The 19,597-nt window shown below is 67.5% G+C and carries 16 protein-coding genes and 2 pseudogenes; 12 read left to right on the top strand and 6 right to left on the bottom strand.

Annotated features, from left to right (window positions below; genetic code table 11):
* Positions 1 to 173: 173 nt before the first annotated feature.
* The 3 genes from ACFQEY_RS11875 to ACFQEY_RS11865 all read left to right on the top strand — a co-directional run bounded on the left by ACFQEY_RS11875 (position 174) and on the right by ACFQEY_RS11865 (position 4,200).
* Positions 174 to 1,145 (top strand): transcription initiation factor IIB, encoded by a 972-nt coding sequence (locus ACFQEY_RS11875; protein ID WP_379768765.1) that lies wholly within the window; start codon positions 174 to 176, stop codon positions 1,143 to 1,145.
* 98 nt (positions 1,146 to 1,243) lie between these two features.
* Positions 1,244 to 1,717, top strand: coding sequence for an NUDIX hydrolase (locus ACFQEY_RS11870; protein WP_379768763.1), 474 nt, complete (start codon positions 1,244 to 1,246; stop codon positions 1,715 to 1,717).
* Positions 1,718 to 1,896: 179 nt separating this feature from the next.
* On the top strand, positions 1,897 to 4,200 hold the full coding sequence (locus tag ACFQEY_RS11865) for a DUF7527 domain-containing protein (RefSeq protein ID WP_379768761.1): 2,304 nt from the start codon (positions 1,897 to 1,899) through the stop codon (positions 4,198 to 4,200).
* A 178-nt stretch (positions 4,201 to 4,378) separates the two neighbouring features.
* Here the strand turns inward: ACFQEY_RS11865 and ACFQEY_RS11860 are convergent, their stop codons facing one another.
* Complete coding sequence (locus ACFQEY_RS11860) at positions 4,379 to 4,684, bottom strand: hypothetical protein (RefSeq protein ID WP_004045854.1); 306 nt, start codon at positions 4,682 to 4,684, stop codon at positions 4,379 to 4,381.
* Positions 4,685 to 4,980: 296 nt separating this feature from the next.
* Here ACFQEY_RS11860 and ACFQEY_RS11855 point away from each other — a divergent pair, with 296 nt between their 5' ends.
* The 4 genes and pseudogenes from ACFQEY_RS11855 to ACFQEY_RS11840 all read left to right on the top strand — a co-directional run.
* On the top strand, positions 4,981 to 6,378 hold the full coding sequence (locus ACFQEY_RS11855; RefSeq protein WP_379768759.1) for an adenylosuccinate synthase: 1,398 nt from the start codon (positions 4,981 to 4,983) through the stop codon (positions 6,376 to 6,378).
* A gap of 156 nt (positions 6,379 to 6,534) precedes the next feature.
* A complete protein-coding gene (locus tag ACFQEY_RS11850) occupies positions 6,535 to 7,023 on the top strand; it encodes an Lrp/AsnC family transcriptional regulator (protein WP_379768757.1) in 489 nt (162 codons plus the stop codon).
* On the top strand, positions 7,020 to 8,162 hold the full coding sequence (locus ACFQEY_RS11845) for a pyridoxal phosphate-dependent aminotransferase (protein WP_379768755.1): 1,143 nt from the start codon (positions 7,020 to 7,022) through the stop codon (positions 8,160 to 8,162). Before ACFQEY_RS11850 ends, ACFQEY_RS11845 begins: the two co-directional genes overlap by 4 nt.
* A 515-nt stretch (positions 8,163 to 8,677) precedes the next feature.
* A pseudogene (locus ACFQEY_RS11840) lies at positions 8,678 to 9,172 on the top strand (NYN domain-containing protein); the annotation flags it as partial.
* A gap of 153 nt (positions 9,173 to 9,325) precedes the next feature.
* On the opposite strand, the gene ACFQEY_RS11835 reads toward ACFQEY_RS11840, so the two are convergent.
* Complete coding sequence (locus ACFQEY_RS11835; RefSeq protein WP_379768753.1) at positions 9,326 to 10,099, bottom strand: S26 family signal peptidase; 774 nt, start codon at positions 10,097 to 10,099, stop codon at positions 9,326 to 9,328.
* Here ACFQEY_RS11835 and ACFQEY_RS11830 point away from each other — a divergent pair.
* Positions 10,098 to 11,291, top strand: coding sequence for a glycine cleavage system aminomethyltransferase GcvT (locus ACFQEY_RS11830; RefSeq protein WP_379768751.1), 1,194 nt, complete (start codon positions 10,098 to 10,100; stop codon positions 11,289 to 11,291). The genes ACFQEY_RS11835 and ACFQEY_RS11830 overlap by 2 nt on opposite strands.
* Positions 11,292 to 11,343: 52 nt before the next feature.
* On the opposite strand, the gene ACFQEY_RS11825 is transcribed toward ACFQEY_RS11830, so the two are convergent.
* Entirely contained in the window at positions 11,344 to 12,018 is a 675-nt protein-coding gene (locus ACFQEY_RS11825; RefSeq protein WP_379768749.1) for a hypothetical protein, read from the bottom strand.
* 109 nt (positions 12,019 to 12,127) lie between these two features.
* Here ACFQEY_RS11825 and ACFQEY_RS11820 point away from each other — a divergent pair.
* Positions 12,128 to 12,367 (top strand): annotated as a pseudogene (locus ACFQEY_RS11820) (molybdopterin dinucleotide binding domain-containing protein); the annotation flags it as partial.
* A 15-nt stretch (positions 12,368 to 12,382) separates the two neighbouring features.
* Here ACFQEY_RS11820 and moaC read toward each other — a convergent pair.
* Positions 12,383 to 12,877 (bottom strand): cyclic pyranopterin monophosphate synthase MoaC, encoded by a 495-nt coding sequence (gene moaC / locus ACFQEY_RS11815; protein WP_379768747.1) that lies wholly within the window; start codon positions 12,875 to 12,877, stop codon positions 12,383 to 12,385.
* Entirely contained in the window at positions 12,870 to 14,387 is a 1,518-nt protein-coding gene (locus tag ACFQEY_RS11810) for an NAD(P)H-hydrate dehydratase (RefSeq protein WP_379768745.1), read from the bottom strand. The genes moaC and ACFQEY_RS11810 overlap by 8 nt, the downstream gene beginning before the upstream one ends.
* 267 nt (positions 14,388 to 14,654) lie before the next feature.
* On the opposite strand from ACFQEY_RS11810, the gene ACFQEY_RS11805 reads away from it, so the two are divergent.
* Together ACFQEY_RS11805 and ACFQEY_RS11800 are read left to right on the top strand one after the other, a co-directional pair.
* A complete protein-coding gene (locus ACFQEY_RS11805) occupies positions 14,655 to 15,683 on the top strand; it encodes a glycosyltransferase (RefSeq protein WP_379768743.1) in 1,029 nt (342 codons plus the stop codon).
* Positions 15,684 to 17,336 carry a DUF2070 family protein gene (locus ACFQEY_RS11800; protein WP_379768741.1) on the top strand — a complete coding sequence of 551 codons (1,653 nt, stop codon included), beginning with the start codon at positions 15,684 to 15,686 and terminating at the stop codon, positions 17,334 to 17,336.
* A 162-nt stretch (positions 17,337 to 17,498) separates the two neighbouring features.
* Here the strand turns inward: ACFQEY_RS11800 and ACFQEY_RS11795 are convergent, their stop codons facing one another.
* Entirely contained in the window at positions 17,499 to 18,512 is a 1,014-nt protein-coding gene (locus ACFQEY_RS11795) for a lysylphosphatidylglycerol synthase transmembrane domain-containing protein (protein WP_379768739.1), read from the bottom strand.
* Between the two features lie 188 nt (positions 18,513 to 18,700).
* Between ACFQEY_RS11795 and ACFQEY_RS11790 the strand changes: the two genes are divergently transcribed.
* Positions 18,701 to 19,564 carry a hypothetical protein gene (locus ACFQEY_RS11790; RefSeq protein ID WP_379768737.1) on the top strand — a complete coding sequence of 288 codons (864 nt, stop codon included), beginning with the start codon at positions 18,701 to 18,703 and terminating at the stop codon, positions 19,562 to 19,564.
* Positions 19,565 to 19,597: the final 33 nt, after the last annotated feature.

Here is a 19,597-nt window from a genome sequence, read left to right as displayed (position 1 = left end):
CGATAGGTGGACATCTAAACGTCGACATTTCCCGATGTGAATGGCTCCTACGGTGTTTTTCATCAATAGGAATAAGGAAAACGTTTATGTGTGTTCGGTCCATACCTGTACGTGAGGATACCCCGGCCGAGATGCGTCTCTCGGTTCACCGTTCCCTCCACGTGACCTAACCAATGAGCGAAAACGTTCGAACGTACACGACGGAGCGCGTCGACGACGAGTCGGAAACCGAATCGGCCGACGAGGAGCTGCGCTGTCCGGAGTGCGGCGGCCAGCTCGCGACCGACACGGAACACGGCGAGACTGTGTGTGTCGACTGCGGGCTCGTCGTCGAAGAAGACGAGATCGATCGCGGGCCGGAGTGGCGCGCGTTCGATTCGAAGGAGAAGGACAGCAAGTCGCGGGTGGGAGCCCCGACGACGAACATGATGCACGACAAGGGGCTCTCCACGAACATCGGGTGGCAGGACAAGGACGCCTACGGCAAGTCGCTGTCCAGCCGCCAGCGCGAGAAGATGCAGCGGCTGCGCACGTGGAACGAGCGATTCCGCACGCGCGACTCCAAGGAGCGCAACCTCAAGCAGGCGCTCGGTGAGATCGACCGCATGGCCAGCGCCCTCGGCCTCCCCGACAACGTCCGCGAGACCGCGAGCGTCATCTACCGCCGCGCGCTGAGCGAGGACCTCCTTCCCGGCCGCTCCATCGAGGGCGTCGCGACCGCCTCGCTGTACGCCGCCGCTCGACAGGCCGGGACCCCCCGAAGCCTCGACGAGATCGAGGCGGTCTCTCGCGTCGAGAAGGACGAGATTGCGCGGACGTACCGGTACGTCGTCCGCGAACTGAAACTGGAGATTCAGCCCGCGGACCCGGAGAGCTACGTCCCGCGGTTCGCCTCCGATCTCGGGCTCTCCGACGAGGCGGAGCGGCGGGCCCGATCCCTTCTCGATACGGCGAAGGCGCAGGGGATCCACTCGGGCAAATCGCCCGTCGGGCTCGCCGCCGCGGCCGTCTACGCCGCCGCCCTGCTGGTCAACGAGAAGGTGACGCAAAGCGAGGTCAGCGAGGTCGCGAACATCAGCGAGGTCACGATCCGGAACCGGTACCACGAGCTGCTGGAGGCCGAGGACGACGTCGCGCTGAACTAGACGGCGGTCGTTTTTTCGCCCCTCGAAAGCGAATTCCGTTCGCTCCGGATGCGACGCCGTTTCCGAACGTCCAAGCCTGAGGAGCGCAAGCTGCGGACATGGAAACCACCCGCCACTTCACGGCGACAGTGTTCGTCGTCAACGACGGTGCGACCGCGCTCCACGCTCACGAGCGACTCGGGATCCGGCTCCCGCCCGGCGGCCACATCGACCGCGACGAACTCCCCCACGAGGCTGCACTCCGCGAGGTCCGGGAGGAGACGGGATTGGAGGCGGAACTCGTCGCGAGCGAGTCGCCGATTACGAGTCCGAATACGCGAGGGATCCCCGAGCCAGCCCACCTGATGTTACACGACATCAACGTCCACGAGGACGGCTCGGTCGGCCACCAGCACGTCGACCACCTGTACTACGCCCGCGTCGATTCCCGAGCGATAGCGCCGAGCGGCGACGACGAAGTCGACGCCGACGGTTGGCGTTGGTATTCGGCCGACGAACTCGCATCGAGCGACCTCCAGACCGACGTGATCGAACTCGGTCGCGAGGCTATCTCGACGGTCGAGGACGCGTAGCGGTATCGCCGGCCACCTCGTCGCCGTCGATTCCGCTGATTTCACCGATTCCGTCGCTCCCAGGCTCCCGTCGATCCCGTACTCCCGTCGATCGACGGAACCAGCCGTCGTCAGGCGTCAGACGGCCGTCTCACGGTCCGGAAGCTATTTGGGTCGCTGCAGGCGACATAAACGCAAGAATGGACGCACAGCGAAGAGCGGAGATCACCGGGTGGGACGCCCGGGCGTTCTCCGACGGGTTCGGCGGGCTGAACGGCCTCGTCGACCGGGAGTTCTCCGGTGCGGTGACCGACGGCACCGCGTGGCTGTTCGTGTTCGAGGGTCGCGTGATCGGTGTCGTCGACGGCGACCTCGACGGATTCGCGGACGCGTCGGGAACGGTCTACGAGGCCCCGAACGAGGCGCTTCCTGTTCTGTTCGCGATGCAGGAACAGGGTGGTGAACCGCGGGCGCAGTACTACACGAACGACACGCCGCTTTCCGAGGCCGATCGCAAGCTCTCGAAGGGGGGGTTCACCGGATACGTCGAACTGTCGGAGAACGTGCTCTCGGGCGACTATTACGTCACGTACACGGCCGGCGAGTCGATGGCGGCCGCCTACGTGGGGAACTCGCGCCGGCTGGAAACAGGCGACGACGCATTCGACCTCGCCGACGACGAGGTCGGGATCTACACCGTCTACGAAGTCGATCTGAACGTCCGAGAGCTCCCCGAGGGAGCGACCGAGACCGGATCCGCCGACGCGTCGGCTCCGACCGGTACAGGGTCCGGCGACGGCGATCGCGACGATGATCGTGCGGCCGACGAATCGAGTGGGCCGGATAAATCCGACGAATCGAGTGAATCCGACGAATCGAGACAATCCGACGATTCGGGTGTCTCGAGTGAATTCGTCGAGTCCGACGAATCGGATGGATCTGGCGAACCCGGTGAATCCGAGCCGGAACCGAGCGGATCGAAGGACGACGAGGATCCCGGTGGCGAGCCGTCCGCCGTCAAGGGGGCGGATCGCGACGTCGTCGCCGCGACCGAACAGCCGGATCCGGAGCCGGCGGACGCCGCATCGATCGAGACTGACGCGGCCGATCGGAACGAACCGCCCGGTCCGACGGGCTCGTCCGGGTCCGCCAATTCGATCGACGCCGAAGCGGCCGCATCCGACGACAATTCCGCGTCGCGTCCCGCTGGCGACGCTTCGAGGCACCCGGAAAACGACGACGTGTTCTCCGAGGAGGCGCAGTGGCGCGAGCAGAAGTCTATCCCGGCGCTCGATCCGTCCGAGGCCAGCGATCCTCCGAGCGAGCGGTCGAAGGAACGCGCCGACGCGTCAGGTCGCGGCTCGCGTAATTCGCGGGAGTCGCGAGATTCGCGGCGATCTCGCAATTCAGAGCGTTCGACAGGAGGAAACCGTTCGACCGGAGGGGACGGACGGAGCGAGCGCGACGCCGAGTCGCCGGAGCCCCGTTCGACCGGACAGAGCGGACGGAACCGGTCTGCAGTCTCCCAGCGCTCGACGAAGCCGGAGACGATCGGGCGGGCAGAAGAACGGGTTCGTCAGCTCGAATCCTCCCTCGACGAGGCGAAGACGGAACGCGACGAACTCTCGGCGGAACGCGACGAGATAGCGAGCGAACGCGACGACCTCGCGACCGAGATCGATCGGCTCGAATCCGAGGTCTCGACGCTTCGCGAGGAGCGAGACCGACTGCGCGAGCAGCTTTCGGACGCCCGTGAGAGGCTTCCGGAGAGCGAACGGACGCTGTCGCCGGCGGAGGCGCGGAGCGGGACGAACCTCTTCGTCAGGTACGACTCCAAGGGCGGCGCGACGCTGGAGGACGCCCACGGCGGCACCGTCGACCGCGAGGCGCTCCGGGAGAACCTCCGGATCGAACACCACACGAGCTTCGAGACGGAGGGGCTCGTCGTGGACGGGCGACCGTACGAGGAGTTCCTTCGGGAGACGATCGAGTACGGCTTCACCCGATGGCTCGTCGAGGACCTCCCGTTCGAGGTGAGCGGCACCGGCAACCAGAGCGTGCTCCGCGACCTCTACGACGCGCTCCCCGAGGTCGACCGCGCGGAGATTGGCGGATCGGTGTCGATCGCGATCCGCGAGAACGGCGAGGAGACCCGGGAACAGCGGACCTTCGATCTCGTCTTGCGCGACCGGATGGGAAATCCGCTCTTCGTCGCCGACCTCAACGACAGCCGCGACCCGACCGCAGAGGGGACCCTGGAATCGCTCGTCGAGAACGGCCGCGACATCGCCGAGTCGAACGAGCCGTTCGCGGCGGCGTTCGCGGTGACGGAGAGCTTCTTCGAGCCGGGCGCGTTGGAGACCGCGAGCGACGCCGTCGGCGGCGGACTGTTCAGTCGGTCCAAGCGAGCGAGCTTCGTGAAGCTCTCTCGCAAGCGAGGATACCACCTCTGTCTCGTCGAGGCCCGCGACGGCGGGTTCCACATGACGGTTCCCGACCTCTAAGCGGGGCGCTACCGTCTCCGGATCGGCGCGGGCGCGAGAGCTACGAACACGACGAAGCGCGGGGGCTACGAGTGTGACGGAGTGCGGAGATCGGAGCTCACGACCACGCGAAGAACGCGGGGCTCACCGCGGAACGCAGAAAACGCGGCTCAATGCGGTCGCGTGAAACCAAATCAGTTCAGTTCTCGAGCTCTGCAGCGTCGTCGATCCGCATGGACCCGAGCTTGTCGACCGTTTCGTCGAGCTTCTCGTCGAGTTCGTCGACGAACTCGTGGGTTCGCTCCGTCGTGATCGCACCCTGGCTGGAGGGCTCGATGAGGTTCTCCTCCTCGAGCACGCGCAGCGAGTAGCGCACCTTGTGGTGCGGGTAACCCGTCTCGTTCGACATCTTGACGATGCCGATCGGCTCGTTTTCGATGACCATCCGCAGAACCTGGAGGTGTCGTTCCAACATGTCTACCTCCTTCTCTAGTCGATCTATCATGGCACATGTTAACTCGTCATGCCCCGGTTTAAAAGTTGCTGTCGGGGACGCCCACCGGGTCGCTCGATCCGACGCTTTGACGTGGCAGTAGTTAACGTGTTCGATCGCGGAACCGCGGAGCGCGGGTGACTCGCTGCCTCCGTCGATCGGGCCCACCGGTTCCGCCTCGCGTCCGTCGAGTCAGCACGAATAACCATATCTGTCCGATATACGGACGGTATCGATCCAGCTTCATGGATTGATCCCGTCCGTGTACCGTAATCGGTTTTACCTCCCGCCCGGAACTGACGGTTCGTATGACACTCACCATCGTCGGCTCCCAGCTGGGAGACGAGGGTAAGGGCGCGCTCGTCGACCGGTGGGGAGGGGACGCGGACGTCGTGGTCCGTTATCAGGGCGGCGACAACGCCGGCCACACCGTCGTCGAAGGCGGCACGGAGTACAAACTCTCGTTGGTACCGAGCGGAGCGGTCCGGGGAACGGTCGGTATCCTCGGAAACGGCTGCGTCGTCAACCCGCGGACGCTGTTCACCGAGATCGACGACCTGCGCGAGCGCGGACTCGATCCGGACGTCCGGATCGCGCGCCGAGCGCACGTCATCCTGCCGTACCACCGCGAGCTGGACGGGATCGAAGAGGAGGTCAAAGCCGACGACGACGCCGGCGACGAAGTCGGCACGACCGGGCGCGGCATCGGCCCGACCTACGAGGACAAGGCCGGACGTCGGGGGATTCGGGTCGCCGATCTGCTCGCGCCCGACGTGCTCCGCGAGAAGCTCGAGTACGTCGTCCCGCAGAAACGCGCGCTCGTCGAGGACGTGTACGGGCTCGACTTCGATAGCGAGGCGAAACGTGCCTCTGACAGCCGGACGCAATCCGGCGACGGAGACGACCGCGCCGAGGCGTTCGACGTCGACGCGCTCCACGAGGAGTTCACGGCCATCGGCGAACGCCTCGCCGACGAGGGAATGACCGTCAACTGCTCCGATTACCTCCACCGTCGTCACGAGGCCGGTGATCGGATCCTCTTCGAGGGCGCACAGGGGACCCACATCGACGTCGACCACGGAAACTACCCGTTCGTCACCTCCTCGAACCCCACTGCCGGCGGAGCCGCCGTCGGCTCCGGGCTCGGCGTCACCACGGTCGGCGACGGAGAGGTCGTCGGCATCGTGAAGGCGTACCTCTCGCGGGTCGGCTCCGGGCCGCTCCCGACCGAGCTCGACGGCGACGCCGACGAGGAGGCGCTCGCCGACGACATCCGCGAGAAGGGCGGCGAGTTCGGGACGGTCACCGGACGGCCGCGGCGGATCGGCTGGCTCGATCTCCCGATGTTACGCCACGCAGCGCGCGTCTCCGGATTTACGGGCGTCGCGGTCAACCACGTCGACGTCCTCGCCGGACTCGACGAGCTGAAGGTGTGTACGACCTACGAGCTTGATGGCGAAGAGATCGACACCGTCCCAACTACGACCGAGCGGTGGGAGCGCTGCGAGCCGGTGTTCGAGACGCTGGACACGTGGAACGAGTTCGACTCGACCGCGGTCGCCGAGGACGGCTACGATGCACTCCCGGAGGGAGCCCGCGAGTACCTGGAGTTCGTCGCCGACGAGATAGACACCCCCGTTTACGCCGTCGGCGTCGGCCCGGATCGCGAGGAGACGGTCGAGCTGACGAACCCGTTCGACGAGTAGCGACCACCGAGTCCCCACCGATTCACCGATCGTCCGCCGTCGACCGTATCGTCCGCTGTCGACCGTATCGTCTGCCGTCCGCAGGATCGTCTGCCCACCCTTCGCCCGTCTTGCGCCCGTCGCTACTCATAAACCGCCCCCGTGCGATCGTGAGGTATGGACGCCGAGCGCGAGGTACTCGACGTGTTGGCGCGGAACGCCCGCGAGGACATCGACGACATCGCTGCCCAGACGGGCCTCGATGCCGATGCGGTAGCGGAAGCCATCGCGGCGCTCGAAGCCGACCACGTCGTCCACGGCTACCAAGCGGTCGTCGACTGGGACCGCGTCGATGAGGGGAAGATCCGGGCCGTCGTCGAGATCAACGTCGAACTCGACCGCGAGACCGGGTACGATCAGGTCGCGGATCGGATCGCGAAGTTCCCGGCGGTCGACGCGTTACACCTCGTCTCGGGAGACTACGACTTCGCGGTCGAGGTGCTCGGCGAGACGATGCAGGACGTCTCCCGGTTCATCTCCGAGCAGGTCGCGCCGATGCCCGAGGTCACCCAGACGGTGACCCACTACATCATGGAGACGTACAAAGACGGCGGAGTCCGGTTCGAGGACGGCGACGACGACGACCGGCTCTCGATCTCGCCATGAGACTATCGGACCGCGCGAGCGACCTCCCCGAGTCCGGGATCCGGAAGTTCTTCGAACTCGCGGAGGCGCGCGACGACGTCATCTCGCTCGGGGTCGGCGAGCCGGACTTCTCCGCGCCGTGGGCCGCCCGCACCGCCGCGATCGACTCGCTGGAGCGGGGGAAGACCTCCTACACGTCGAACCGCGGGATGGCCGCCCTTCGTGAGCGGATCGCTGACCACCACGAGCGGTACGGACAGTCGTACGACCCGGCCGCGGAGGCGATAGTGACGACCGGCGCGAGCGAAGCGGTCGATCTGGCGCTCCGGGCGCTCGTCGACCCCGGCGATACGGTCGCCGTCCACGAACCGACGTACATCTCGTACGGTCCCGGAATCGAACTGGCGGGCGGCGAGCAGCTGACGGTACCCACGCTAGCCGCGGACGACTTCGCGGTGACCCGCGAGCAGCTGGAGGCATCAGGGGCTGCGGAGGCCGATCTGCTCGTGCTGTGCTACCCGAACAACCCGACGGGCGCGACGATGACCGACGAGGAGTACGCCGAGGTCGCCGCGTTCTGCCGCGACAACGACCTCCGGGTGATCGCAGACGAGATCTACGCCGCGCTCACGTACGGAGCCGACCACGCCTCTATCGCGACCCAGCCGGGGATGCGCGAGCGGACCGTCGTCGTTAACGGCTTCTCGAAGGCATACGCGATGACGGGGCTCAGGCTCGGCTACGCGCTCGGCCCGAGCGACGCCGTCGACGCGATGAACCGGGTCCACCAGTACACGATGCTGTCGGCTCCGACGACCCCCCAGTACGCGGCGATCGAGGCGCTCGACAGCTGTGACGACGAAGTTCGTGAGATGGTGGACGAGTACAACCGCCGCCGGCGGCTCGTCGTCTCGCGATTCAACGAGATGGGTCTCGACACGTTCGAGCCGGGCGGCGCGTTCTACGCGTTCCCCGACTGCGGCGGCGACGACGAGGCGTTCGCCGAGGAGCTGCTGGAGGCGCAGGGCGTCGCCGTCGTCCCCGGCTCCGTCTTCGGCACGGGCGGCGAGGGACACCTCCGCGTCTCGTACGCGACCTCCATGCGCGAGCTGAAGGAGGCGACCGATCGGATCGCGACGTTCGTCGACGGACGGGAGTGACAGGACGCGGCCGGAGCTCAGTCGATCGGAGACCACCCAAGACGGGTACCGGCCACCGTCAGACCCGTCGCTTGATCGACTGCGGGAGTGGGGATCTCAGTGTGTTGGGGAGATCGCTTATCAGTGAACGAGTGGTGTTGTCGGCGGTTGTTTATCTATCGTTGTTGGGGCGGTGAATCGCCGAGTCTCTGGCGTAATTTGCTTATAAGTGATTGATAACGCGACGAACACCTCTAAAGCCCCAGCCGCGAGGAGGGCGCACGCTCGCTATCGCCCGAAACGCTCCGACTTTCGGGATGTCGCCAGAATCATTCGGATTCTGGCTGCTAGCCGGACGTAGTCCGGCGATGTCGGCAGAACGCGAGCGCTGACGCGGATCGAAAACGGGGACGGGTGTGTGCCGCGCCCGACGCCGCATCGAACTCCTCGAATCGCGCCGAGGGCGTCCTCCGCCGTCGTCTCTCGTGTCGCCCGCGGATCACCACACCTATTTCCGGCGCTCGCGAACGCCGGCCATGGAGCAAGGCGGCAGGACGGACGCGGACGCCGGCGGCGTGGCGCTGTTCGTCGACGGGCCGAACGTGTTGCGCGAGGAGTTCGACGTCGATCTCGACGACGTGAGACGGGCCGCGGAGGCGGAGGGGCCGCTCGTGACGACGAGGCTCTACCTCGACGAGCACGCGACGCCGGGACTGATACAGGCCGCGGAGGCCCGCGGCTTCGAGGTGATCGTCACGAGCGGCGACGTCGACGTGAAGCTCGCGGTCGACGCCGCCCGATTCGCGGCGGAAGGGCGGATGTCAATCCTCGCGATCGCCTCGCGCGACACCGACTTCAAGCCGGTCGTCGAGACGGCGAACGGGTACGGGATCCGGACGCTCGCGATCGCACCGGGCGAGTTCGGCCGGTCCGACGCGCTGCGAAACGCCGCGACCAACTCGGTGACGCTCGAAGACGACGCCGGTGGTGACGGGAGCGAACACGGCGACGCGGAACACACCGCCACCGCTGGCGACGCGGAACACACCGCCACCGCTGGCGACGAGGAAGGCGGCAACGCGGGACGCGGCGACGACGAGGAGAACCGGGGTGCTCCGGCAGCGGCAGACCGGACGGTCACCGACGCGCCCTCCGAGTCGCCGTCCGAGTGACCGGCGAGGTGGTCAGGGGCGCTCTCCGCCGCGCCTCCGCCCCACGCGACCGAGGAGGACGGCTCCGAATCCCCCGGCGAGCGCTGCGAAGCCGCCGAAGCCGACGGCGGTCGGGAAGAGCCCGATCCGGGCGATCGCGGCGTCGACGCCGACCCGAAACCAGCCGAGGTCCGGGACGGCGAACAGGGCCTTGGCGTGGATCCACTCCGGGCGGACGACGGGAGCTATCCCCGCGCTCTGGTCGTACTCGCCGTTCGCGTCACCGTAGGTGACGTAGCCGTCGTGCGGGGCCGGACAGGTAGCCAGGTCGGCGCAGTCGCCGTCGAGTAACGCGGGGTCGGCCCGGCCGGTCCAGTCCTCGCCCTCGGCGACGGAGAACGCGATCCGATGGAGGATCGGTCGCTGACCGTCTCCGGGCGGACTGAACACGACGACGTCCCCCGCGTCGCCGAGGCGGGTCGGTGCGCCCGGATCCGCGTGACCGACGAGCCCGCTCCACGGGAACCGGTCGGTCGCGGTGACGACCACGAGGTCGCCGCGCTCGATCTCCGGAGCCATGCTCCCGCTCTCGACGGCGACGAACGGGGGCCACGCGCCCGTGACCGCGGCGACGACGAACACTAGGAGGAGGACCGCGGCGGCGGGCGCGAGCAGTCCGGTGAGGTCCCTGTTCACGTCGATACCGGAGGGTGGGATCGGCTTGAGGGTGTCGCCGATTGCGGCTCGATCCCCCGCCGAGGGCGACGATGGCAAGACCTTAGGTCCGGCCGGAAGAGGATCTCCCATGACGGATCGACTTTCTCCTCTCCACGAGACGCACGACGCGCGCGGCGCGAAGTTCACCGACTTCGGCGGCTGGCAGATGCCCGTCGAGTTCGACTCGATCCGCGAGGAACACGCCGCGGTCAGGGAGTCGGTCGGGATCTTCGACGTCTCGCACATGGGGGAGATCGAGGTGTCGGGACCCGACGCGACGACCCTCGTGAATCGGCTAACGACCAACGACGTGACTGCCCTCGATCCGGGGGACTCCCAGTACGCCGCGATCACGAACGAGGACGGTGTCATGCTCGACGACACGGTCGTGTACCGCCTCCCCGACGGGGTCGAGGCGGGCACGGGCGCGGCCGCGCTCGCTGACCTCCTCACGGAATTCGACGCGGGTCTCGGCGCGGAGTCCGACGCGGGGCTCGACGCTCCGTCCGGGAATCCCTCGTACCTCTTCGTCCCGAATGCCGGCCACGACGAGCAGATGTACGACCGCTGGGTCGGGTACCGCGACGACCAGGGGCTCGACGCCGCGGTCGCGAACGCGACGGACGACTGGGCCATGCTCGCGGTGCAGGGTCCGGACGCGCCGAACGCCCTCGACGACGCCACGCCCACGGGCCGCGTCGTCGACCTCTCGAAGTTCGAGGCGACCGTCGCGGCGGTCGCGGGCGTCGAGAGCTGGGTCGCGCGGACCGGCTACACCGGCGAGGACGGCTTCGAGATCGTGTGTCCCACGGAGGCGGTCGAGACCGTCTGGTCCGCGTTCGACGCCCAGCCGTGCGGGCTCGGAGCGCGCGACACCCTCCGCACCGAGATGGGCTACCTCCTCTCCGGACAGGACTTCGACCCCGACGACGAGCCCCGAACCCCCTACGAGGCGCGCATCGGGTTCGCCGTCAAACTCGACACGGAGTTCGTCGGTCGCGACGCGCTCGAAGCGCAGAAGGAGGGGGGCGTCGACGAGCTGTTCGTCGGCGTTCGGCTGCTCGATCGCGGGGTTCCCCGCGGCGGCTACGCCGTCACCGACGGCGACCTCACGCGGATCGGACACCTGACCTCCGGCACGATGAGCCCCACCCTCGACGAGCCGATCGGCCTCGGCTACCTCCACGAGAGCCACGTCGAGGCCGGTGCCGAAGTGAGTGTCGTCGTGCGGGGCGACGAGAAGCGCGCCGAGGTCGTCATCCCACCGTTCCTCGACCGGTAGGTTCTCATGCGGTCCGGATCGCGAAGCTCACGGTCGTCCGCACCCCCTGCGATCAGCTATCCGAGAACTCCGCCGCGTGGACCCGCTGGATCACCATGTACAGCTTCCAGTGGTCGACGTCGAGCTCATCCGCGAGCGTCCGAACCGCGGCGAGGTACCGGTCGTACGCCTCGACGGTCATCGGGTCGGGACACTCGTCGTCGAGATCGGTCAGCGCGGCGACGACCCGCCACTCCCGGTCGCCGACGACGAAGTACCGATCCGGGTCGAGGAACCACAGGAGCCCGGAGGCGACGGCGGTATCGACGCCCGGGATGTGAGCGAGCGCGTCGAGGGCTCGGTGGTGGGCGGCGGCGGTTTCGTCCACTTTCACATCATCGGGGTCGAGATCGTCCGCTTCCGCATCGTCGGGGACGGGATCGTCCGCTTCCGCATCGTCGATGGCGTCGATCGCGTCCCACATCCGTCCTCGGATCTCTCGGCGGTCGGCGTCGGCGACTGCATCTTCGACGGCCCGACGCTCGTCGTGGTCGATCGCTTCCACGCGACGCCTGAAGTACCAGCGGACCACCCATTCGATGTCCCGCTTTCCGTAGTCGCCCGTTCGGTACGCGTCCGGAAGCGACCCGATCGCCTCCGCTTCGACCGGATAGAACGGTGCCGACTCGCGGTACGCCTCGACGTAGCCGGCGACGCGGTCCTCGACCTCGGCGGGCGTGAGGTCCATGCCGGGCGAACGCCCGCCGCCGATAAAATGGTTCGGCGGACGAGACCGGAGCCACCGACACACTCATGCGACGCGCGGCGAAGATCATGACATATGATCGCACGCCCAGGTGAGCGCGCAGGTGACTGAGGACATCAAGGCGGGCGTCGTCTGGACGACGTCGCATTTCGCAGCGGTCTCCGCGAACAGACGCACGAACGACGTGCTCGATGACCGGGCGAAGATCCCCGAGTACAAGGCCGCGGCCGCGGACATCGCGGTCACCGTCTCCGACGGCGGCTCCGATAGCGACGGCGGCTCCGATAGCGGCGACGGCTCCGAGGGCGACTCGGCCGCGGACGCCACCTGACAATTCGACGACCGACTAGGTATCTATCTCTCGTTTCTCCTTGTCCAATACCTCGACGTTTGCGATTCGCGTGTCCGGGTACTGGCCGTCAGCGTCCTTCTCAGCGGCCTTCACCATGTCCCAGACGACGTTGAGTCCGGTGGTGACGCCCTCTAATGCCTCCATCTCACAACCGGTCTTTCCGGTCGTCTCGACTGCGACCGTCAGTTCGATGCGGTCCTCGCGGATCGCGAAGTCGGTGTCGACGTTGATGATCGGGATCTGGTGGCACATCGGGATCGTCTCCCAGGTGTGTTTCACGGCCTGCACCGCACCGATTCGTGCGGTCGCCAGCACGTCCCCCTTCCCGACCTCGTCGTCCTCGACCGCCGCGATCGTCGACGGCGTCAGCCGGATCTCGCCGCGTGCGACCGCGCGACGGCTCGCGTCCGGCTTCGACCCCACGTCGACCATCCGAACCTCGCCCGATTCCGTCGTGTGCGTCAGGTCGTCCGCGTGCTCCTCACTCATCACGCATCGCCTCGGGAAGCCGGTCGATTAAGTCCGTCGCCACGAGCCCGTAGCCGTTCTCGGCCGCGGCGAGGTCGCCGGCGGTCCCGTTGACGTACGCGCCGACGGCCGCGGCCCGGAAAGGGTCGGTCTGTGCCGCCAGTGCGCCCACCGCGCCCGCGAGAACGTCGCCGGTTCCCCCGACCGTCATCCCCGGGTTCCCCGTCCGATTCAGTCGGACCTCGTCGCCGTTTCCCCCTCCGGCTATCACGTCGTACGCGCCCTTCACGAGCAGCGTGTGGCCGATCTCGGCGGCGAACGACCGCACGAGCGCCGCTCGCTCATTGGGATCGTCTGCGGTCTCGCCCCCCATTCCGACCAGTTCGCCCTGGTGGGGCGTGCAGATCAGTTCGGCGTCGGTCTCGACCGTGGGGACGACGCGAAGCGCGTCGGCGTCGACGACCGCCCGCCCCCCGTACGCGGTCAGGAACTCACGGACGAACTCTGCGGATCCGTCGCCGTCGCCGAGCCCCGGCCCGAGCACGACGACGTCGTTGGCGTCGGCGAGGTCGCGAACCCGGTCGAGGTGGTTCGGGCCGATCCGATCGCCGGGGAGTTCGCGGACGATCAGGTCCGCGGAGAACCCCTGCACCTCGCGGGCGACGGTCTCCGGACAGGCGACGCGGACGAGGTCTGCGCCGGCCCTGAGTGCGGCCCGAGCGGCCAAGGACGGCGCGCCGGTGTAGGGTCCGCCGCCGACGACGAGGACTTCGCCGTTCTCGCCCTTGTGCGAGTTCGGGTCACGGGCGAGCCCGAGGAGGTCGCCGGGACCGGTGAACCGCTCGGCGGCGGCGGGAATGCCGATGTCCGCCACGGTCACCTCGGCGTCGAGCGCTGCGAGGCCGGGCTTCTCGTCGTGGAAGGTGACGACGCGGTCGGCGTCGACGTGGATCCCGGAATCGGTTATGATCTTGCTCGGCTCACTCGTATCGGCGTCGCTCCCGGTCGGCTCACCCGCGTCGGCGTCGCTCCCGGTCGGCTCACCCGTGTCGGCGTCGATTCCGGAAGGCACGTCGACGGCGACGACCGCGGCGTCGCTCTCGTTGATCAGCCGCGCCGCGGTCCGTTCCGGTTCCCTGAGCGCGCCGGTCGCACCCGATCCGAGCATCGCGTCGACGACGACGTCCGGATCGCCGAGCGCGAGGTCGGCGGCGTCGGTGACGACCTCGGTCGGGATCTCGGCGGTCTCCAGCGCCGTCCAGTTCTCCCGCGCGATGTCAGTCCGGATCGACTCGGGTCGGCCGAGCAGGTGGACGGTCGCGTCGTACGCCGAGAGGAACCGCGCGGCGACGAACGCGTCGCCGCCGTTGTTCCCCCGTCCGCAGCACAGCGCGACGGTCGCGCCCGGGTCGGCGACTTCGCGAACCGCGCGGGCGACGGCGTTTCCGGACGACTCCATCAGCTGTTTGCGAGGGACGCCGAGGGCGGCGGCGTTGGCGTCCACCGCGGCCATCCGGTCGGTCGTGATCATGAACCGGTGTTCGCGGCCCCGCCGATTAAGCGTGCGGGGGAATGAAAATGTTGAAGCTTTTCGGAGGGGAATCCGCGAACCAGAACCCGTGCATCTCGCTGCACACTCCACCGCTTCGACACGGTCCGATCGCGTTCCGCCGATCGGCGACGGGGATCGCGTCGGGTCGAGGCGACCGCCCGTCGCTCGCCGTTCCCCCGAGAACCGTCTCTACGGCTCCGACGGGAGCCACCTCCGGTCGACGACACGCGGACGACGGATCCTCGCATGAACATCGGATTTTTCACCGACAGCTACTTTCCCGGCATCGACGGCGTGACGTACACCATCCGCGCGTGGCGGGACCGGCTCCGAGATCGCGGTCACGAGGTGTACATCATCTACCCCGCGAGCAGCTACGACCCCGACGACACAGAGATCCCCGTTCCGTCGCTGCCGAATCCCTTTTACCGACAGTACCGCCTGCCCACGTATCGACGCCTCTCCACGCTCCCCGACCTCGACGTCGTCCACTGTCACGGCCCGGCGGCGACTGGACTGCTGGGACGTCGGTACGCGAAGACGCACGACGTGAAGTCGGTGTACACCCACCACACACCGGTCGAGGACTACTTCGTGCAGGGGCTTCGGTCCGAGTTGCTCGCGGCCGCCGCCGGAAGGCTGTACGTCGCGTACGAGAACCGACTGCTCCAGTCGTTCGACTGCGTCACCGCGTCGACGTCGCGGATAAGGCGAGCCGTGGAGCCGCGGAAGCTGCCCGTCGGCATCGAGATGGACACGTTCCGACCGACGGACCCGCTCTTTCGATCCGACGCCCCCGTCGTCGGCTACAGCGGGCGAATGACGCGCAAGAAGAACGTCGACGAGATCCTCCGGCTCGCCGAGCGGCTGCCGGACCTGCGGTTCGAACTCGTGGGCGAGGGGCCGGTTCGGGACGCCCTCGAACGCGACGCGCCGGAGAACGTCTCGTTCCGCGACTTCCTGCCGCGCGAGGACCTGCCAGCGTTCTACGCCGCGCTCGACGTGTTCGTCACGGCCTCGACCTGCGACACCCTCGGGCTGTCGACGCTCGAAGCGAACGCCTGCGGGACCTCGGTGGCCGCGGCCGCCGTCCCGCCGTTCGACGAGACGATCGGCGACGACAACGGCGCACGGTTCGAGTACGGCGATCTCGACGACATGAAGCGCGCGGTGATCGACTGCATCGACGGCGACAGGCCGACCCGGGAGGCGGTCGAGCGCTTCTCCGTGACGCGGACGATAGACGAACTCGAAGACATCTACGGGGTGTCGTAGATGGGCGCTGACAACGTCGACGTCTTCCAGCGACTGGTGTTCAGGGTTCCGTCACTCTCGGTTCAGATACCCGCGCTCGTCGGACTCAGCGTCGCGTACAGCGCGATCGCCTTCATCGCATTCTCGGCGTTCACGCCGCTCGACCCGGACCTGTCGACGGTCCTGCCCGTCGCCGTCCTCCTCTTCCTGCTTCCCTTCCTGTTCGCCGGGGAGCTGTTTCACCGCGTCCTCCCCCGGTATCCGCGAACGTGGAGCTTCTTTCTCGCCTTGGTCAACCAGCTCGTCCTGTTCGTCTATCTGCTGGTCCTCTCGGGGGCCAACGACGTCGGAAACGCGTGGAGCATCGTCTGGCTCCTTTTTATCACCATCTACCTGATCAACATCCTCGTCCTCGTCGTCTCGACGGGGATCGACCGCTACAAGCGGATCCTCGTCGTCGGGCTCGCGGAGCCGGCGGCGCTCATCGCCGCCTTCTACGCGTTCGCGGGAGGGGACCTCGGGTTCTCGACGTACCGTCACGTGTTCGCGTTCGCTTCGCTGCTCATCGCGGCGGCGTTCCTCGTGTTGGTGCTCGGCATCGTGGACTACCTGATCAGGAGCAACACGGACGTCTCCGCGTTCGAGCTCACTTCCGGAATCCTGCAGAACGACCGCGCGTCCCTCGATCTCGGCGTCGAATCCCGGCCCTCGGTCGAGACGCTCGCGATCGACAACGGCGAGCGGCTGACGCTCGCAGCTCCGTGGGTCCACCCCGGGCCGCTCGGCGGGTTCGGCGGCGGTCAGCTCAGCGGGAACGTCATCAACGCGCTGAACGACCGCGACGACGGGAGCGGCTTCTTCTTGCACGTGCCGTGCACGCACAAGGAGGATCTCTCGAACCCGGGCGACGCCGAGACGATCCTCGACGCGGTCGGCGATCCCGAGGGCGTCGCCCGCGCGTCGCGGCTCATCCACGCGGATTACGGAGAGATAGAGTTCTACGGCCGCCGGTTCGGCGACAAGCAGGTCGTTTTCCTTCACGGCGAGGGGATCGACGACTACGACACGGGCGTCTTCACGTGCGACGTCGACGCGGAGAACCTCCTGCTCGTCGACCTCCACAAACACGACCTGCAAGACGGTCCCGAAAAGGAGGTGCTGTACGGCTCCGCGGAGGCCGATCGGCTGAAAGCCCACTTCGACGACTTCCGCGAGCGCCTCGCCGAGGAACCGTTACACGACTACGCGGCGGGGTTCGAGGTCCGATGCTCGACGCAAGACGTCGTTGCCATCGTCGAATCGGTCGACGGACAGGACATCCTGACGATGGGGATCGACACCAACGGGATCACGCCGGACGTGCGTGAGCTGGCGGCCGAGTACCGCGAGGAGTTCGACGAGGTACTCGTCTTCTCGACGGACACCCACGCCTCCATCCACGAGCTCGCGAACACGACCCGATCGGACACCGACGCCATGGCCGAGGCCGTCGAGGACGCGCGGGCCGCCGTCGCGCCCGCGACGATTGGCTTGACCAGCAGGAAGACGCGCCCGCTGAAACTGCTCAAAACGGACTACAACGGGCTCGTCTTCAGCGTCAACATCCTCATTCGACTGACGATCATCGCGCTGGTCGCGCTGTACGTGCTGCTCGTGTTGTGGCTGTTCTTCTGATCGGGTTCGTCGGTGTTTGCCGTACGTTTCGAAAGCTAACCCGTGCGCGTGCCGTTGTTGACACGGTGACTCTCTCCGACCACCGAGTCGTTCGCTTATCAGTGATCGTTGACGGCGTGGCGATCACCCTTATAAGTAATCAACGCTCCCGGGCTCCCCGCTTCACCGGACCGCGCGGACGCCGAGCGTCGACGCCGACACGCCGCCGACGGCCACGGGCATCCAGTAAACGGCCCCGCGGAACACGAGGACGGCCGCGGTGATCGCGGACGCGGGGACGCCGGTCGTCGGGACGAGCAGCGCGACGAACGCCGCCTCGATCCCCCCGAGCCCGCCCGGAAGCGGGGTCGCCCCGGCGACGTACGCCAGCGGGACGACGAACAGCGGAATGGCGGGTGAGATCGGATGGCCGACCGCCGCGAACGCCGTCGTTAGGGCGGCCGCCTGAAATACCCAGCCGGTAAGCGAGAGCGCGACGGCGACGGTGAGCCGACCGCGGCTGGTTCCGACGCGTTCGATGTCCTCGAAGAAGTTCCGCAACCGATCCGCGAGCCGGGCTTCGAGCGACTCGGCGTCGAACCGCTCCAACCGTCCGAAGACGCCGGCGACGGCGCTCGGCACACGATCCAGAACGCCCCGGCGGTACCGCCAGCCGAGCGCGATGGCCGCGACGATCGCGGCGATCAGGCCGACGGCGACCCCGACGGCGACCTCCAGCCGCTCGCCGACCGCGGCCGTCGTCGCGCGGTACCCGACGCCGAGGAGGACCAGCGAGATCGACGGGACGACGTTGAGCACGTCGACGCTCGCGATCCCGACGAGCCCGGTCTCGTACCGCGAGCCCGAGACCCGCGAGATGAGCGCCGCGGCGACGGGTTCGCCGCCCGCCTGTCCGAACGGGGTGACGTTGTTGGCGAAGACGGCACCGGCGTACACGAGAAACGCGGTCGTGACCGGGAGTTCGACGCCGAGCGAGCCGAGGACCGTCCTGAGCATGAGACTCCACGCGATCAGCCAGCACAGCGCCAGGCCGAACGTCGCCGCGACCAGCGAGCGGTCTGCCGAAAGCAACGTGTCGACAACGCTGCCAGCGCCGACGACGACGAAGAGTATGGCGAGGATCGCGACCGCCGCGATCCCGCCGACCACCAACCCCCGGCGATGGCTCCCGTCCATGGGCTCCCTGCGTCGCTGTCTAACTTGAAACGTCTGATCGCGGCGGTCGGCTGGGGTCCGAACCGGAGAGACGCGCTCGTCGAACGGAGGAGGCCCAGTCGTCGAATGGAGGAGGCCCAGTCGTCGAACCGGGGGCGACGCGGCACCAACAAGAATACAACCGTCGGTCGGGTACCCTCGCGTAATCCATGGACGATCAGCGGTTCCTCGAATCGGAGTGGGACTACTGTCTGGTGTTGGACGCCTGCCGGTACGACGTGTTCGAGGACGTGTACGACGAGTACCTCGACGGCGACCTCGAAAAGCGCTGGAGCGTCGGCTCCTCGACGCCGGAGTGGGCCTATCGAACCTTCACCGGCGATCACGACATCGCGTACTTCTCGGGAAACCCGTTCATCAACGACCTCGGGATCCCGCTGAACGAGCTGAAGTGGGGCGCGAGCTGCGACTACGAGTGGACCGCGTCGGAGCACATCAACGACATCCACGACGTCTGGAAGACCGGCTGGGACGACGACCTCGGGACGGTCCCTCCGGAGAGCCTCGGGGAGGCGTACCGGAACAACCGCGACGCCGTCGAGCGCGCGGACCGGACCGTGCTCCACTACATGCAGCCGCATGCGCCGTACCTCTCCCGCGGGAAGGGCCAGAAGCTGAAACAGATTCAGAAGGGGATCAAACGCCAAGAGGAGGAAGCCAACGCAGACGGAGCGGACGACGGCGGTCTCCTCTCGTCGCTCAGCGATTCGGTCCGTCCGAAGATCGAGAGCCGACTGGACGACAGCGAGTTCGCGCAGAAGGCGGGGCTCTGGTTGGAGCTGGACCCGACCGACCTCGTCAAAGACGGCACACGGGTCGCCGCCCTCGGCCTTTACGAGGAGAACCTCCGGATCGCCTTGGAGTCCGTCGCGGAGCTCGTCGAGGAGCTCGACGGGACGGTCGTCGTGACCGCCGACCACGGCGAAGCGTTCGGCGAGGAGGGCGTGTGGGAACACCACATCGAGACGCACATCCCGCCGCTCATGGAGGTCCCGTGGCTGGAAGTCGAGTGAGCGACGTCGTTGCGGTCCGGCGGGTCTCGACGG

The organism is Halorubrum trueperi, assembly GCF_042662525.1.
Lineage (GTDB): Archaea > Halobacteriota > Halobacteria > Halobacteriales > Haloferacaceae > Halorubrum > Halorubrum trueperi.
Note: the sequence above shows the minus strand (reverse complement) of the source record. Positions and strands in the feature narration are given on the sequence as shown.